The 14752-nt window shown below is 64.6% G+C and carries 19 protein-coding genes; 4 read left to right on the forward strand and 15 right to left on the reverse strand.

Going from position 1 to position 14752, the window contains the following annotated elements:
* Together AC07M8_RS12285 and AC07M8_RS12290 are read right to left on the reverse strand one after the other, a co-directional pair.
* Positions 1-537, reverse strand: coding sequence for a phage tail protein I (locus AC07M8_RS12285; RefSeq protein WP_495174601.1), 537 nt, complete (start codon positions 535-537; stop codon positions 1-3).
* Positions 534-1433 (reverse strand): baseplate assembly protein, encoded by a 900-nt coding sequence (locus AC07M8_RS12290; RefSeq protein ID WP_495174602.1) that lies wholly within the window; start codon positions 1431-1433, stop codon positions 534-536. Before AC07M8_RS12290 ends, AC07M8_RS12285 begins: the two co-directional genes overlap by 4 nt.
* Positions 1434-1743: 310 nt before the next feature.
* On the opposite strand from AC07M8_RS12290, the gene AC07M8_RS12295 reads away from it, so the two are divergent.
* Both AC07M8_RS12295 and AC07M8_RS12300 read left to right on the forward strand, forming a co-directional pair.
* Positions 1744-2304: an ATP-binding protein gene (locus tag AC07M8_RS12295; protein ID WP_495174603.1), complete on the forward strand. Its 561-nt coding sequence runs from the start codon at positions 1744-1746 to the stop codon at positions 2302-2304.
* Positions 2304-2993, forward strand: coding sequence for a hypothetical protein (locus tag AC07M8_RS12300; protein ID WP_495174604.1), 690 nt, complete (start codon positions 2304-2306; stop codon positions 2991-2993). Before AC07M8_RS12295 ends, AC07M8_RS12300 begins: the two co-directional genes overlap by 1 nt.
* A 42-nt stretch (positions 2994-3035) precedes the next feature.
* Here the strand turns inward: AC07M8_RS12300 and AC07M8_RS12305 are convergent.
* From AC07M8_RS12305 to AC07M8_RS12365, 13 genes are all read right to left on the reverse strand, one after another.
* Positions 3036-4207 (reverse strand): IS3 family transposase gene (locus tag AC07M8_RS12305; RefSeq protein ID WP_495174605.1). Its coding sequence is split into 2 segments (ribosomal slippage): positions 3036-3943 and positions 3943-4207, totalling 1173 coding nucleotides; the frame shifts between segments, so codons are not numbered across the junction.
* A 611-nt stretch (positions 4208-4818) separates the two neighbouring features.
* Positions 4819-5484: a phage virion morphogenesis protein gene (locus AC07M8_RS12310; RefSeq protein ID WP_495174606.1), complete on the reverse strand. Its 666-nt coding sequence runs from the start codon at positions 5482-5484 to the stop codon at positions 4819-4821.
* Positions 5481-5975 (reverse strand): phage tail protein, encoded by a 495-nt coding sequence (locus AC07M8_RS12315; RefSeq protein ID WP_495174607.1) that lies wholly within the window; start codon positions 5973-5975, stop codon positions 5481-5483. The genes AC07M8_RS12310 and AC07M8_RS12315 overlap by 4 nt, the downstream gene beginning before the upstream one ends.
* 16 nt (positions 5976-5991) lie before the next feature.
* Positions 5992-6270: a hypothetical protein gene (locus AC07M8_RS12320; protein WP_495174608.1), complete on the reverse strand. Its 279-nt coding sequence runs from the start codon at positions 6268-6270 to the stop codon at positions 5992-5994.
* Entirely contained in the window at positions 6221-6718 is a 498-nt protein-coding gene (locus AC07M8_RS12325) for a DLW-39 family protein (protein WP_495174609.1), read from the reverse strand. Before AC07M8_RS12325 ends, AC07M8_RS12320 begins: the two co-directional genes overlap by 50 nt.
* Complete coding sequence (locus AC07M8_RS12330) at positions 6715-7215, reverse strand: glycoside hydrolase family protein (protein WP_495174610.1); 501 nt, start codon at positions 7213-7215, stop codon at positions 6715-6717. The genes AC07M8_RS12325 and AC07M8_RS12330 overlap by 4 nt, the downstream gene beginning before the upstream one ends.
* Entirely contained in the window at positions 7212-7574 is a 363-nt protein-coding gene (locus tag AC07M8_RS12335; protein ID WP_495174611.1) for a hypothetical protein, read from the reverse strand. The genes AC07M8_RS12330 and AC07M8_RS12335 overlap by 4 nt, the downstream gene beginning before the upstream one ends.
* Before the next feature lie 2 nt (positions 7575-7576).
* A complete protein-coding gene (locus AC07M8_RS12340) occupies positions 7577-7792 on the reverse strand; it encodes a tail protein X (protein WP_495174612.1) in 216 nt (71 codons plus the stop codon).
* Positions 7792-8274 (reverse strand): head completion/stabilization protein, encoded by a 483-nt coding sequence (locus tag AC07M8_RS12345; protein WP_495174613.1) that lies wholly within the window; start codon positions 8272-8274, stop codon positions 7792-7794. Before AC07M8_RS12345 ends, AC07M8_RS12340 begins: the two co-directional genes overlap by 1 nt.
* Positions 8271-8504 (reverse strand): hypothetical protein, encoded by a 234-nt coding sequence (locus tag AC07M8_RS12350; protein ID WP_495174614.1) that lies wholly within the window; start codon positions 8502-8504, stop codon positions 8271-8273. The genes AC07M8_RS12345 and AC07M8_RS12350 overlap by 4 nt, the downstream gene beginning before the upstream one ends.
* 143 nt (positions 8505-8647) lie before the next feature.
* Complete coding sequence (gpM, locus tag AC07M8_RS12355; protein WP_495174615.1) at positions 8648-9610, reverse strand: phage terminase small subunit; 963 nt, start codon at positions 9608-9610, stop codon at positions 8648-8650.
* Positions 9611-9707: 97 nt separating this feature from the next.
* Positions 9708-10763 (reverse strand): phage major capsid protein, P2 family, encoded by a 1056-nt coding sequence (locus AC07M8_RS12360; protein WP_495174616.1) that lies wholly within the window; start codon positions 10761-10763, stop codon positions 9708-9710.
* A gap of 42 nt (positions 10764-10805) precedes the next feature.
* The gene (locus AC07M8_RS12365) at positions 10806-11627 is read right to left on the reverse strand and encodes a GPO family capsid scaffolding protein (RefSeq protein WP_495174617.1); all 822 of its coding nucleotides are present in this window, start codon (positions 11625-11627) and stop codon (positions 10806-10808) included.
* Between the two features lie 166 nt (positions 11628-11793).
* Between AC07M8_RS12365 and AC07M8_RS12370 the strand changes: the two genes are divergently transcribed.
* Positions 11794-13650, forward strand: coding sequence for a terminase large subunit domain-containing protein (locus AC07M8_RS12370; RefSeq protein ID WP_495174618.1), 1857 nt, complete (start codon positions 11794-11796; stop codon positions 13648-13650).
* Complete coding sequence (locus tag AC07M8_RS12375; protein ID WP_495174619.1) at positions 13647-14711, forward strand: phage portal protein; 1065 nt, start codon at positions 13647-13649, stop codon at positions 14709-14711. Before AC07M8_RS12370 ends, AC07M8_RS12375 begins: the two co-directional genes overlap by 4 nt.
* Positions 14712-14752: the final 41 nt, after the last annotated feature.

Genomic DNA, 14752 nt, shown 5'->3' on the forward strand with positions numbered 1-14752 from the left:
TCAGGCGGCGAGCGTGAGGCGGGTGAAGACGGTCGGCCGAGCCGCGGCGATGACGCCGATGCTGGATCCGGCGGACAGCGCCTGGCTGAAGGTAAAGACCGAGCGCACCGGCTTGGCACGGTGGACCTCGGCGATGACCGCATCCGCAAAGGCGGCGGTCTGCTCGGCGCCGACCAAGCCATCGAGCGATAGCACCAGGTCGAAGGTGTGCGGCGCCCCGCGTGGCGCCGTCTGCCACCATTCCCGTAGCGCCACGGCGCCGCCGAAGCTCTCGACGACGGTGCGCACCGAGGCCGCGGTGCCCTTGGTGCGCTGGATCTGCAGCGCCGCAGCAACCCGGCGCCGCTTGACCAGCTCGGGCCAGTCACTCGACCAGGCGTCGATCGACAACGCCCAGGCCAGATAGGGCAGCAGCGGCAACGGACAGGTGGCGGGGTTCCACAGGTCGCGTAGCGGCACGGGCACGTCGCTGACACGGGCGGTCGCCGCCTCGAGTCCGCGCTCGAACGCCGTGGCGTTGGGCGGCAGCAGGGTCACTCGCCGAGGCCCGCATAGGTGACGTCGGTCCCGGTGCACCAGGGCGCCTGGGTGCGGCTAACCACGATGTCGGCAGCCGGCTGGGTGAGGACGACGTTCTGGACGCCCTCGACATGCAGCGCGGCGAAGATCCCCGAGCGCGTGATGTCGCGGCCGATGCGATGGCTCTCGGCGACATAGGCGGCGAGCCGGCTGCGCGCCTCCTCAAGCACGATCGAGCCATCCGGCCCCGAGAAGGTCCGGACGGTGGCGATCACCTGATAGTTGACGATCTCGGCCGACTGCACGGTGACGTGATCGGTCAGCGGGCGGCGCGTCTCGGCCGAGACATAGTCGAGCACCGCAGTGAGCAGCGCAGCATTAGCGGCGCCATTGCCCGCGCGCGACAGCACGGTGACCAGCACCTCGCCCGCGGCGGGGCTGGTGGCGCTGGCGTCGAGCACGTCCGACGACGCGGACAGCGTGTGGAAGATGTAGGCGCCTTCGGGTCCGGCAACGGAATATCCCTCCGGCGCCAGCACCAGGCGACGGCGGAAATCGTCGTCGCTCTCGTACACCGCTGCGGAGCCAGTCAGCGGATCGGCCGGCGTGATCAGGAGGCGTGCCACGCTCATCAGCGCCGCGAGCTGGTCGAGATCCGCGCCGAGAGCATAGGCTGGCATCACGGCCCGAGCCGCATCGTTGACCCGGCCGCGCAGCAGCAGCTCGCGATAGGCGGCGATCTGCAGGATCTTGACCGCCGGGTCGCTCTCCACCGTAGCGTCGAACGTCGGCAGCAGCTCGCGCAGCCGGGCGAGCATCTCGGCATAGATCTGCTCGAACGACAGCGCCTCGATCACGGTGGGCGCGGGCAGCCGCGACAGATCGACGGCGGTGAAGGTCGCATATTCGGCCATGCAACCTGTCGTGGCGCCGCGCACGCGGCAGGCCAGTGCGCACCCTTGTAGAGAGGGTTTCTACAAGGGCGGCTTCGCCTCAGATCCGCTGACCAAGCGGCGGAGCCTCCGGCATTCACATTAACCGAAGGGGTATCATGAGGGTACAATGTGTCGCTCGTCCCGCAGAAATGCGCGAGCAAGGCGGAGGGTGTCTCCACCGCGTCAGGAACAATGCCGCTGATCTAGACCTCGCCTGGGATAGTACGGCTTTTCAAATGCACTCGCTGCTACTAGCCGTTTTGCACAGACGGCCGAACGGAGGCTTCCCATGGACGTAAATGAGGTTGAGGCACTGCTCACCGGCGCGGAGGAGACCGACACACTCGAGTTCAAGGCGGCAGTTAGCTGGAACCGCAACCTTTACGTCAAAGACATTCTTGCTATGGCTAACGTTATTGATGGTGGCCGTATAGTCGTCGGCGTCGAAGACGGTACTTTCCAAAGGCAGGGTTTAACGCCTGATCAAGCAGCGACTTACAATAATGACATCATGCGAGATGCGATCGCTCCGTTTGCGGACCCACGGGTTCTTTTTCGGTCCGAAGCTGTTAAAGATATAAGTGGTCTAACGTTTGTTGTAATAGACGTTAGCCCTTTTGAAGACGTGCCTGTTATTTGTCATCGAGACGGCGCCGACGTTCAAGCTGGCGTGATATACTTCAGAAGCCGGACGCGACGCCCAGCTAGCGCCCCAATAGGGAACAGCTCTGATATGCGGGATTTGGTTGAAAGAGCCGCCGCTCTAAGCGCAACAAGACTGCGACGCATCGGTTTCGTTCCCCTTGAAGAAGGCGGGCCAGACTATGACGCGCAGCTTGGAGGATTGTGATGAAGGCGGGTTTGCTAGAGCGCATTCAGGAGATGGCCTACTGGCGTGTCCTGATCCGGCCTATCGTTCCTCTTAAAGAGGAACTAACCTTTGCCCGTTGTCTTGATATCGTCAGCTCAAGCAAAGTATCTTTGCGTGGCTGGGATTTTCCTCACGTTGAGCGTCGTGACGAAGACGACGTAGGCGGCCATGGGCGAGGAGACGATTTTTACGAGAGCTGGACCGAATGGCAAGGTTTTCACGAATTTTGGCGCATGTACAAGTCCGGGCAATTCATCTCGTATAGCCTTCTTCACGGCGAGATTGGAATGTTTGGTGACGAAGGCGGAAAGCAAACGGTTAACACTGTTGACGCGACATACGGCGTCACCGAGTTTGCAGAATTTGCACAAAGGCTGTTTCGACATGTGCCTTATAAAGGCGGGTATGAACTAACCATTTCTTTGAAAAATGCGGCGGGTTACCGCTTGAGCGCTGGTGCAGGGCGAATGCCGTTCTTTGATCGCCAATTAAACGGAGCCGCCGATATCACAGTTGTCACTCGGATCACCGCTGGAGACGCCGCCAAAGGATCTGTGGAAATTGCAAATGAAATCGTGCTAAAGATCTTTGATTACTTCGGGTGGAACCCCGATCCCAATCAGATTAGGCATGACCAAGAGGCATTTTTCAGGCGAGAATTTCGGTAGCTTAGGCCTGAGCAGCCCCCACCGGGTGGTCCGGTTTGGTAGTTAGTGCATTGTCGTTTGCGCCGCCATTGTCGGTCGGAGGTGGAGCGAAGCGGAACCGGAGGCCGGCAATGGCGGTGTCGCTGCTTCCGGAGCCGGCGGTCGGTAGCCGAGGCTGCTGTGCGGACGGACAGTGTTGTAGTGACGTCGCCAGGCCTCGATCAGCACCCTGGCCTCGGCGAGGCTGTAGAAGATCTCGCCGTTGAGCAGTTCGTCGCGAAGCGAGCCGTTGAAGCTCTCGTTATAGCCATTCTCCCACGGCGAGCCCGGCGCGATGTAGAGCGTCTTCACGCCGATCTGCCCGAGCCATTTCTGGACCGCGGTGGCGATGAACTCGCTGCCGTTATCCGACCTGATATGCGCTGGCGGACCCCGCTCGACGAACAGGTCGGCCAAAGCCGCCAGCACGTCTTCATGTTTGAGCTGGCGGGCAACGACCAGCGCCAGGCATTCTCGGCTGGCCTCGTCGATGATGGTCAGGATGCGGAACTTGCGCCCGTCATGGGTGCGGGCCTCGACGAAGTCGTAGGCCCAGACGTGTCCCGGATACTCCGGCCGGAGCCGGATACAGGAGCCGTCATTCAACCACAGCCGACCGCGCTTCGGTTGGCGCTGGGGCACTTTCAGCCCCTCGCGCCGCCAGATTCGCTCCACCCGCTTGTGGTTCACCGACCATCCTGCCGCATGCAGCAGCGCCGTGACCCGGCGATAGCCGTAGCGCCCGTACTGCTTGGCCAAGGCGATGATGTCATCGGTGAGCGCCGCTTCGTCATCTGCCCCGCACGGCACCTTGCGCTGTGTCGACCGGTGCTGCCCGAGCACGCGGCACACCCGCCGCTCGGATACGTCCAGCACCTCTTTCACCTGATCGATGCAGCGCCGGCGCCGCGCGGGGCTCAGAAGTTTCCCCGCGCCGCCTCCTGCAAGATGAGCTTGTCGAGCGTCAGATCGGAGATCGCACGGCGCAGCCTCAGGTTCTCCTTCTCGAGATCTTTCATCCGGCGCGCCTGATCCGTCTTCAGCCCGCCATACTCCTTGCGCCAGCGATAATAGGTCTGCTCGCTGACCGCGATCCGGCGGCACGCCTCTGCGGTCGTGCCGCCCTGGCCCAGCATGATCTCGACCTCACGCAGCTTTCCGATGATCTCCTCGGGCTTGTGCTTCTTCGCAGGCATTCGTCGTCCCTTCCTTGGTCCAGACTGTCATAGTCGATGGACCACTCAGAAGGGGGCAGCTCAGGCCTACGTTAGCGATATTCTATCGTTAGGTTGCGGGGTACGGTTTGCTGACATCAGAGTGCAATCGGTTTTGGACCTACCAGAAAAGCATGCATCAGGCGGAGGGTATTTCCGCCGCCTCTTGCCGCCTTGGTAGCGTAGCTGCGCTAGTCCGTTCCTACCTCCCGTAAGGCTTCGCCTTCGTCGCCAGCACTGCAGCCCGATCTAGATGTGCATTGCGCTGCTCCGGCGTCGATGCACTCGCGGCTGCTTCAAGCTGAGCTCCAACTAGTTCCTCGTAATCGGCGTAGGTGAGATATTCAGCCAAGGTGGCTCCGTTTGTCGCTCGCATGAGCCGAGAGGTACGAGCGGACGATCAAAGGGATGCCCCACCGAGCTGGTCGGCTAGATGAGCTGGTGCATTTGCTGGGTCAATCGATCGGGTACAGTCTCAGTAAATTGATGGTATTAAGCGTGCTTAACCCGCGGAAATGCGTGACCGCGGCGGATGTGGTATCTGCCGCGGCGGTGGGTATCTCCGCCACTCTTTTATCCGGATCTGTCAATCGTCAAAGCGCGGTGGTAACCGTCTCAAGCAGCAGATCGAGCGCGCGCGTCCGCTCTGCCTGGGTCAGGCCGAGCAACCCGCGCTGGGCATAGCGCACCGGCTTGGCATGCAGCGCCGGCCGATCGCTTAGCCCCTGCTGGTGAACGTTGGCGATCTCTGCCGCGCGTCCGGTGAAGCCGATCCACGCTTCATGGTCAGTGACGCCGGCGCAAAGGTTGCGGCCGTTGCGCAGCTTGCGGAACATGGCTCGCTGCCGGATCATGCCTCCGCGGCGGAACTTGCCGGCACCGGCGTTCTGCTCTTCGCGCTCCACCGGCAACCATCGCGCAACCTGATCCCAGAAGAAGCTGCGGATCCCGCCCGCCTCGACATCATAGCCGGTGAGCAGCGCGCCCTGGCGCACCCAGCTCTTCATAAACACCACGCGGGGCTCGGCCGCCCCTTTGGGATAGAGGAACCGCACGGCATAGGCGCCCGGCTTCAACACCTTCTTGGGCTGGCGCGGGGTGTAGGGCTGGCCATCCGGCGCCTGCTGGCGGCCGATCCGCGCCGATTGGCTCTTCTGGACCTCGCGCGCCATCTTGCGCAGCAGGGATCGCTGGGCGGCCGGCGCGAGCTGGCGGAGCAGCGCGCCCGCGATCGTCTCGATCTCGGCGAAGTCGCTCACTCGACGGGGGTGTGGCGCGGGTCGCTGGTCTGGACGACAAGCTGATCGTTGAGGAACAGCTCCCAGAGCGGCACGCAACCGATGCCGAAATCGTCGACGTCGGCCGGTGCCTCGACGCGCTCGGCGGTGAAGCCGCCTCCTGCCTTGGCCATGACCAGCACCGCTTCGTCCAGCTCGAGGTAGATCGAGACGTCCGCGGTGTCGGCGTCGAGGAGTTCGGACTCGAAGCGGAACGGCTCCTGGTCGGCGCGCTGCAGCAGCTCGGGCTGGTGCTGGCCGATCCAGGCGAGGATCGGCACCATCAGCTCGTCGACGTCGCCGGCATAATCCTGGACGACGATGTTGAGCGTGTAGCGATATTCCAGGCTGAGCGTGCCCGCTCGCGCCGCGACCCGCCCCTTGTCGACGAACATCGACAGCTTGGTGGGATCTGCCGCGATAGCAGGCACGAAGGCCTGCAGCAGCTCGCGGACCGAGTCGGGCTTCTTCATGACGCTTAGCTTCCGATCAGCGGCCGGGCGTCGGCGCGGGACACGCGCCGGGCTTGTTCCAGTTGATCAGCCGGTCGAGCTTATCCGCGTTGGCGCCGAAGGAGCGCGCCAGGCGGATGATGCCGGCACGAACCTTGGTGGGGATCTGGGCGATCAGATCTGGATCCTCGGGCAACCCCTGCGGTCGCTCCGCGCAGCGGGTCAGCTCGGCAGGCGGCGTGTCCTTGATCGGAACCGCGATCGGATCAGGAACCGGGCTCGCGGGCGGCTGCGGATGCGGCGCGCAGGCCAGCAACGCCGTTGACAGCAGCAAACCACTCACGATCGACCAGATTCTTGCGTTCAGCTTCGGCATCGGCGGCCTCCATTCGGAATGCGGCGGAGCGGGCGGCCTCGGCCGCGGCGCGTGCCGCCTGGGTGTCGGTGTTCTGTCGGGCGTCATGGTCAGCCATCGCCTGGGCGAGCAGCTGGGCGGTGCGCTCGTCGGCCGTGGCCTTGAACTTGGCGAGTCCAGCGACCCGGGCGGAGCAATCGCGCCCCGCCGCTGCCGTGCCCTCCGCCGCATAAGCGGTGCCGGATCCGGCGCAGGTGACCTCTGCCCAGTGCTGCAGCTGGTCGCGATCGGCGCGGACCTGCTGAAACTGGACGTAGAGGTAGGCGCCGACAGCGGCGACGACGAGCAGGACGATGAACGCCGCTTCGGCGCGGAGCTTGGCCCATAGGCCGGCGAGCAGCTTGATCACGACGGTTCCTTTCCGGTCAGCATCATCGCCTCGAGGCGTTCTGCGCGGGCGCCGACCTGGCCGTGCCACTTGGAGGCCTTCATGCCTGCGGCGGCACCCTTCCAATCGCCCGCTTTGATCTTCGCCAGCGTGTTAACGAACGAGAGCAGGCCCTTGGTGCTGTTGCCGATGCCCATGTTGAAGCACATGTTCAGCAACACACGCTGCCGGACCCCGTCGAGCGTGCGCCACCACGGTAGCTTGCGATCGAGATCGGCTTCGCTGCGCTTGATGTCGTTGGCGAACAGCGCGTCCGACTGCGCCTGGGTGATACCCTTGGCCTTGCAGCTCGCGACGGTGATGCCGAGCAGCGCGGTCTCGGCAGCCGAGATCCCGACCTCGTCTAGGTTGCGGCCCTTACCGATCGACAGCTTGCCGGCGGTGCACCAATACACTTTGAGCTTGTCGCCCTCATCCCGCGCGATCTCGCGCGCCAGGACTGCACGGTCATAGGTCATGCGGCATCCTTCTTCTTGCGGAGGATCGGGATGAGATCCCGGATGGAGCTGGGCAGATCGGCGACAGTTTCGACGCAGCTGGTGATGAAGCGCGGCGTGGCCTTGAACGCGATCATACCGACGACGAAGCCGATCGCTTGGCGCACGAACGGGTCGAGCGGCCCCCAGGGGGACAGGGCGGCAATGGCGTTGGTCGCGAAATAGCTGACGACGATTCCCACCCAAAGCTGGGTGACGCGGCGGCCCCAGGTGAGCCCGGTTTCGTAGACAAGGCTGACGCTTGCACCGAGTGCGGCCGGACAGAGGCTGACCAGGAACGCGAGCAGCGCGTGCGCGACGTCGTGAAGGAGCTTGTCCATCGTCAATCCCAGAGCTGGATGAGGGGAAGCGCCGTCACCGCCGGCGTGGTGCTCGCCGGCACGATCACGGGGGTGCCGATCGGCAGCACCGGGCCGAGATCTGCGACGCCGGGGTTCAGCTCGAGCACGCGGGCAAGGTCGGCCGCGCCGAGCGTGCGCTCGCGCCAGATCAGCTCGTCGAGCGTGTCGCCCTGGCGCGCGGTGATGACATCGGCCATCAGATCAGCTCGACGTTGGTGCGGGTAGTGCCGAGCATATCGCGGATGGCGTGGATGCCATCGCGGCGCAGCTCGCCGATTGCGGGCTCGACCTCTTCGGCCTTGCGCTGGCCGGTGCCGGTCAGGTCGACGTCGCGATAGGTCTCGACCAGCTCCGCCTTGGCATAGCTGCCGATCGCGCGCTCGTAGAGCAGCACCAGGCGGCTGGTGCCGTCGATTTTGATCGAGGGAACCGCGGCAAGGCTGGCATGGCCGGTCAGCCGATGCGCCATCTGCCAAACGACGAGCTGATTGCCGACGGTGATCACCGCGCCGATCAGCGCCCGGCGCAGGCGCTCGGCCGTGATGCCATCCTTGAGGCGCAGGGCGAGCCGCTGGGCGGCCGGGTCGACATCGGGAAACCAGCCATCGTTGACGATGATCTGCTCGGCCGGGGAGGCCGGCGCGGGTGCAAGCGTGGGAGGGCAGCTGAAGCCGCTCACGCGACGATCCGGGCGGCGATGTTCGCACCCATCAGGAAGAAGATCAGGCCGATCAGCACCGCCGCAGCAATGACCCAGCGCGGGTGCCGATCGAGCGCTGCGGGCGCGCCAAGGTCGGCGAACACAACGCCATTGGGGAAGACGGCGAGGAGCATACCCGCAAGCGCCAACCAGGACCCGCTGCCGATCAGCATCAGGGCGAGGATGAGGAAGATGAGATCGCGCAGCATGAGGTTCGTCCTGTCTCGCTCGCCCGGTTTTCGGGGGTGGAGATCGGTCGAACGATGGCCCTCAGCCCCGGAGGGCTCTCCCATCTCGCGCGATCTGCCCCCGAGCGCCGGGGGCGAGCTATGCGACCGGCGGAGCGCCGGCCTTAATCGTTGGCGCCGCTGTCCACGGCGTTGAGCAGCTCGATCACCTCGTCGGCGCGCCCGTCGATGACGAGCTGCTTGGGCGTCTTGCCGAAGGAAGGATCGACGAAGCTGCTGAACCAGGTGCCGACCTCGGCGGGCGTGCCCCCCATCTCGGTCGCGCGGCCGATCACGCGGGCGGTCGCGGCCTGCAGGATGGCGCGCTCCATGCGCCGGATCTTGTCCTTCGCACCCGCGCGCGGGTTCAATGCCTGCGCGCGGCGCAGGGGCACCAGGGCGCGCTCCGCTGCTGCGGCGACGTCCGGGTTGCCGGATTCGCTGTCGTCGACCGCGCGCGCCAGCTCGGCGCCGATCGCCTTCATCAGCTTGGCGCGAATCTCGTCGAAGATGTCGTCATCGGCGGTGAGTGCCTCGACGGCCTCGAGCACGTCGATCGGGAACACGTCGCCGGCGACCTGGGCGGCGATGGCGGTGTCGGCGATCTCTTCAACGATCAGATCCGCGGCCGATCGCTGATAGCGGGAGGGAAGCGGGATGTGGAAGCGGAGCACATGCTCGGCCAGATCGAGCGCGCGCGGCCAATCAGCGACGTCGATCGACCAAACCATCATCGTCGGCAGCACGTCGTCGGCGCCGTTCGATGGCAGCTCGTGCCCCTCGACCGCACGGCCCGCCTCGAGCTGCAGATCGCACCAGGCGCGATAATCGGGCAGCATCTCGCGCTTGGCGGCGATCTTGAGGTCGCGTGCCTTGATCTCTTTCAGCCGACGCTGGTCATGGGTCAGGCGCAGCATGATCTGCGCGACGGCAGGATCCACGCCGGACGCCAGCTCGCCGGCCGGGCTGCCGCTGGCAGCGGCTGCGGCAATAGCGGTGGTGAGCCGGTGCTCGAGGGCGGGCGTGATCTCGGGCAGAGAGGGTTGCCCGCCCTTCTCGCCGGCGACGATCTTGGACGGGCCAGGCATGGCCGCAGCTGCGGCAAGGCGTTCCCGATGAAGGCGAGCAGGGCTCATGATCGTTTCCAGGTGAAAAAGGCGGGCAGAACGGAGGGCGAGACGGCGGTTAAGCCGCCTTCGGCCCAAGCTGGATGTTCTCGATGAGGCAGGCCTTGCCGTATTCCTCGACCATGAAAGCGTCGTTGATGCTCTCGTAGTTGGCGATCCGGTCGTATTCGGGCTCATCCTTCACCGCGCGGCGCGCGGAGCCCGTCTGCCAATAGTAGGACAGGTTCTTGAGGCTGGTGATCATGATGGCGTTGGCCGGGAAGAACGGCACCTGCATGGTGGGCTTGCCGCCGAGCTGCCGGCTCGACAGGATGACGTCGCGCGCGACCTGCTCGGTTGCCTTGTCGCCGGCCTCCGAGACGATCTTGAAATACTTCTCCTGGACGAGGTCCGATCCGACGATCACGACCAGGTCGGTCGCGGTGCGGAAGCGCTCATGGAGCAGGTTGCCGATCGCATCGAACACCAGCGCGTCGAGGTTGACATAATCGGCGGTGCCGTCGTCCGAGACGTAGACCTTGGCGTCGTCCTTGGTGCCGTGGCTCATCACGCGCGACGGCGCGTTCTGCCGCATCTTGTAGAGCCAGCCCCAATTGACGTCCTGGAGCAGCGGATGGGTATCACGGTCGGTTTCGACCGCGGCATCGACGCCGTTGAAACCGATGGTGATGACGTCTTCCGCCTTCTGGATCAGCACGGCATCGCGGACGAGCTGCTGGAATTCGGGGCGATGCGACCAGGCGTCGAGCAGCGTGTAGCCCCAGGCGTAATCGTAATCGGTCTTCTTGCAGAAATACTGATCGATCTTGTCGGCCGACGTCGGATCGGTGGGATTGCGGCGGTGGCCACCGGCGGTGTTGGTGCGGCTGGCGAGCGAGCGGCCGACGCCGACGCCGACGCGATCACCCTGCTGGGCGGCGACCGGCACCACGTTGATGCGGCTCATGAAGTCGCTGGTCAGCTGCAGCTTGGCCTGCAGGCGCTGCTCGATGACCGGTGCCACGGCGAACTGCTTCAGCTCGCCGGGGATGACGGTCAGCGAGGGATCCAGCGCGTTCAGCTGGGCGAGCTGACCGACATAGGAATTGAACATGAGGCGGGTACGGGTCTGCATGGAAGGCTCCGGGCGTGAGAGGCGTGTGGGCTGCAGCGAGGATCAGCAGTCGGTCGCGAACTTCGCGTCGACGGATCCACCGGGGGCGGGCGAGCGGGAGAAGCCGTTTGGCGTCTCGGTGGTGGCTAGCTTGCCCTCGAGCGTGGTGAAGCGGGCGTCGAGCGCGGCGTGGGCGTCGGTCACCGGCTTGAGCGCCGCGGCCATGGTGTTGCCGAGCGCGGTAATGGCGCTGGCGAACCGATCATTGTCGTTCGCCGGCTCCTTCGGCTCTTCTACCTTCGGCTCGGGTGCCTGCGGCTTGAACATCGCAGCGACCCGCGAGAAGCCCGCGACGATCGCATCGGCGACGCCGGTCGGTTCTGCCGGCGCGGCCTCGAATTCGATCTTCACCGACTCGGTGCTTGGCGCGAACACGCTGCCGGGCGCGGTGCGCGAGAACTTGAGCGCCTGAGTGCCGATGCTGGCAGGCGTGTCGGTGAACGCTAGACCGATCAGGCCGACCTTGCCGATGCCGGCATAGCTGTCGGTCAGCTCGACCGAGGGGAACGGCTTCTGATCCTTGGCGGCGAGCGCCACCAGCTGATCGTTGCCATCGACCTGGCAGTAGAGCGCGCGGCGCTGCTCCTTCTTGCCGTCGATCGTGAACTCGTCGGTCTTCGCCTCGACCGCGATCACGGTGCCATAGCCGTTGAAGGGCGGCTCGGGGCTGTAGCCCGAGACGTGCTCGATATTGATCCGCGGCGAATAGGTCTCGACGTTGAAGGTCTCGACGACCTGGTCGATCATCTCGGCCGTGATCTTGCGGCCGTCGCTGATCGTGTTGCCCTCGACGAAAGCACGGAAAAGCTTGCTCTTGGTGCCCATGGCGCTGCGGTCCTCGGTTCGAATACTGGCTCGCGGCGTCGGCCGCTCTAGAACCCGCACAGGGACCGATTAGGGGCAGCTTCTCAAGCGAGCCGTCTTGTAGAAACCCTCTCTACAAGGGCAGCCCGGCGCAGCCGGGGTTGAGCCATGGCTAGGCTCGCCGGCGATGACCAAGGTTGCGCCCGATACCGACATGACCCTGCCTGCCGCGACGTTCCCGCTTCCGGTGACGGCGCAGCGGATGGCGCGCAGCCTGTACTGGCGCGGCTGGGGCGTCACCCAAATCGCCGACGAGCTTGGCCAGATGGGCTATGCCAATGACGAGACCGGCAAGGCCTATGCGCGCGCGACGATCGAGAGCTGGAAACAGCGCGGCCGGTGGGATGATGCTTCCTGTCTCGACAAAATCGAAGACAGCCTGGAAGGCCGGCTCAACACCCTGATCTGGAAAGACAAGAAGGGCGGCGCCGAGTTCAAGGAGCTGGACGCGCTGCTGCGCGGCGTTGTCGCGACCGCCAAGATCCGCCGCTACGAGGCGCCGGGCGGGCACGAGGGCGATCTCAACGACAAGGTGGCGAACCGAAACGCGGGGCCGAAGAAGGACAAGGCTCCGCCGAACCACTTCACCGCCGAGCAGATCGACCAGCTCAAGGAGATTTTCCACCGGGAGAACTTCGAATACAACGAGCTGTGGTACGCCAACCGGCACCAGCGCACCCGCATGCTGCTCAAATCGCGGCAGATCGGGGCGACATTCTACTTCGCGCGCGAGGCGCTGCTCGACGCACTCGGGGGTGGCGGCAACCAGATCTTCCTGTCGGCGTCCAAAAATCAGGCGCACGTCTTCAAGAAGTATATCATCGCCTTTGCCGCGCGCGTCGGCGTCAAGCTCAAGGGCGATCCAATTGTCGTGTCGTCGGAGCTGCTGCCCGACGACAAGCCCACCGCCGAGCTGATCTTCCTCGGCACCAACGCGCGCACCGCGCAGGGTTACACCGGCAACTTCTATTTCGACGAGTTCTTCTGGACCTTCGGCTTCGACGAGCTGAACAAGGTCGCCAAGGCGATGGCCAGCCACAAGCACTGGCGCAAGACCTACCTTTCGACGCCATCGAGCATCGCGCATCAGGCCTACGGCCTTTGGACCGGGTCCTCCTTTAACCGGCGCCGGAAGAAGGCTGACCAGGTCAAGATCGACGTCAGCTATGAGACGCTGAAGAGCGGCAATCTCGGCGACGATCGGGTCTGGCGTCACATGCTGACGCTGGAGGATGCGGCCGAGCAGGGTTGCGACCTGTTCGACCTGGCCGAGATACGCGACGAGAACGCCCCCGACGAATATGCCAACCTCTACGGCTGCCAGTTCGTCGACGACACGCTCTCGGCCTTCAAGTTCAACGAGATCCAGCGCTGCACCGTCGACGCGATGGAGGATTGGACCTGGTTCAACCCGCTCGCAGCGCGCCCGGTGGGCGACCAGCCGGTCTGGGCCGGCTATGACCCGCAGGAAAGCCAGGACGGCGACAATGCCGCGCTGGTAATCGCGCTGCCCCCGAGCGGGCCAACGGGCAAATTCAAGCTGCTCGAGCGCCATCAGATCAAGGGTGACTTCGAAGAGCAGGCTGAGTTCGTGAAGGCCCGGCTTGCACGCTACAACTGCACCTACCTCGGCATCGACAAGAAGGGCGTGGGCGCAGCCGTCTACCAGCTGCTCCGCGACAAGATCCGCGGTGTCGTCGCGATCGAATATTCGCTTGAGACCAAGACCGCCATGGTGATGAAGGCGCAGCACAGCTTCGCGCGCCAGCGGATCGAGTTCGATCGCGGCTGGATCGACCTGCAGTCGGCGTTCCTGTCGATCAAGAAGGCGCTGACCACTTCGGGCCGGGCGGTCACCTTCAAAGCCAGCCGCACCGATGATGTCGGCCATGCCGACCTCGCCTGGGCAGCGATGCATATCATGATCAACGAACCGCTCGATGGTCAGGAGCGGCCCAAGACCACCATGGAGATCTTCGAATGAGCAAGGCCAGCAAGGCGCGAGCGGCGCGGCGGATGTCGCAAGCTGAAACGGCCCAGGCGTCGTCCGGCGCGATCGTCGTCGCCAACGACAATCGCGGCTCGAGCGAGGCGTTCGCGCTCGGCGACCCTGAGCCGGTGCTTGGTGGCCGCCAGCTGATCGACATGGTGGAATGCTGGCACAACGAGCGCTGGTACGAACCGCCGCTGCCACTCGACGGCCTGGCGCGCGCCTTCCGCGTTTCGCCCCACCATAGTTCGGCGATCATGCTGAAGCGAAACCTGTTGGTCGCGTCGCTCGATCCGACGTCGATCATCAATCGCACCGAGTTCGGCAAGATGGTCCAGGACTATCTCGTATTCGGCACCGCCTATGTTGAGGTGAAGCGCAACACCTTCCGCGCGCCCCTACGCCTGGTCCATTCCATGACCCGCTACACCCGTCGCGGCGTGGTCGATGGCAAATTCTGGTGGGTGCCCGGTGCGACAGATGCGGTTGAGTTTCCCGCCGGCAGCGTGGTCCAGATCATGCAGCCCGACGTCAATCAGGAGATCTACGGCGTTCCGGAATATCTCAGCGCCCTGCAGGCCGCGCTGCTCAACGAGGCGGCGACGCTGTTCCGGCGCCGATATTATCTGAACGGCAGCCATGCCGGCTACATCCTCTATGCCACGGGCGATATCGACACCAACGACACGGAGAAGCTGAAAGAGGCGCTGCGCCAGTCGAAGGGTCCGGGCAATTTCCGCAACCTGTTCGTCCATGCGCCCAACGGCAAGGAGGGCAGCCTCAAGATCCTGCCGATCGCCGAGGCCGGCGCAAAGGATGAATTTCTAGGCATCAAGAACGCCACCCAGGCCGACGTAATGGCAGCACACCGCGTGCCGCCTCAGCTGCTCGGGATCGTGCCGGCGCAAGGATCTGCGTTCGGCAGCCCGACCGACGCCACCGCTATGTTCTTCGAGCTGGAGATCCAGCCGCTGCAGGCGGCGTTCCTCGAGATCAACGAGCGCCTCGGCATGGAAGCGCTCAAGTTCCTGCCGCGCGTCGTGCCGGCCAAATAGTTTCGCGCCTGGCAGCGGCCAGGCGGGGGAAGCTGGGTTGC

Source organism: Sphingomonas sp. GW821-FHT09E03, from assembly GCF_059416225.1.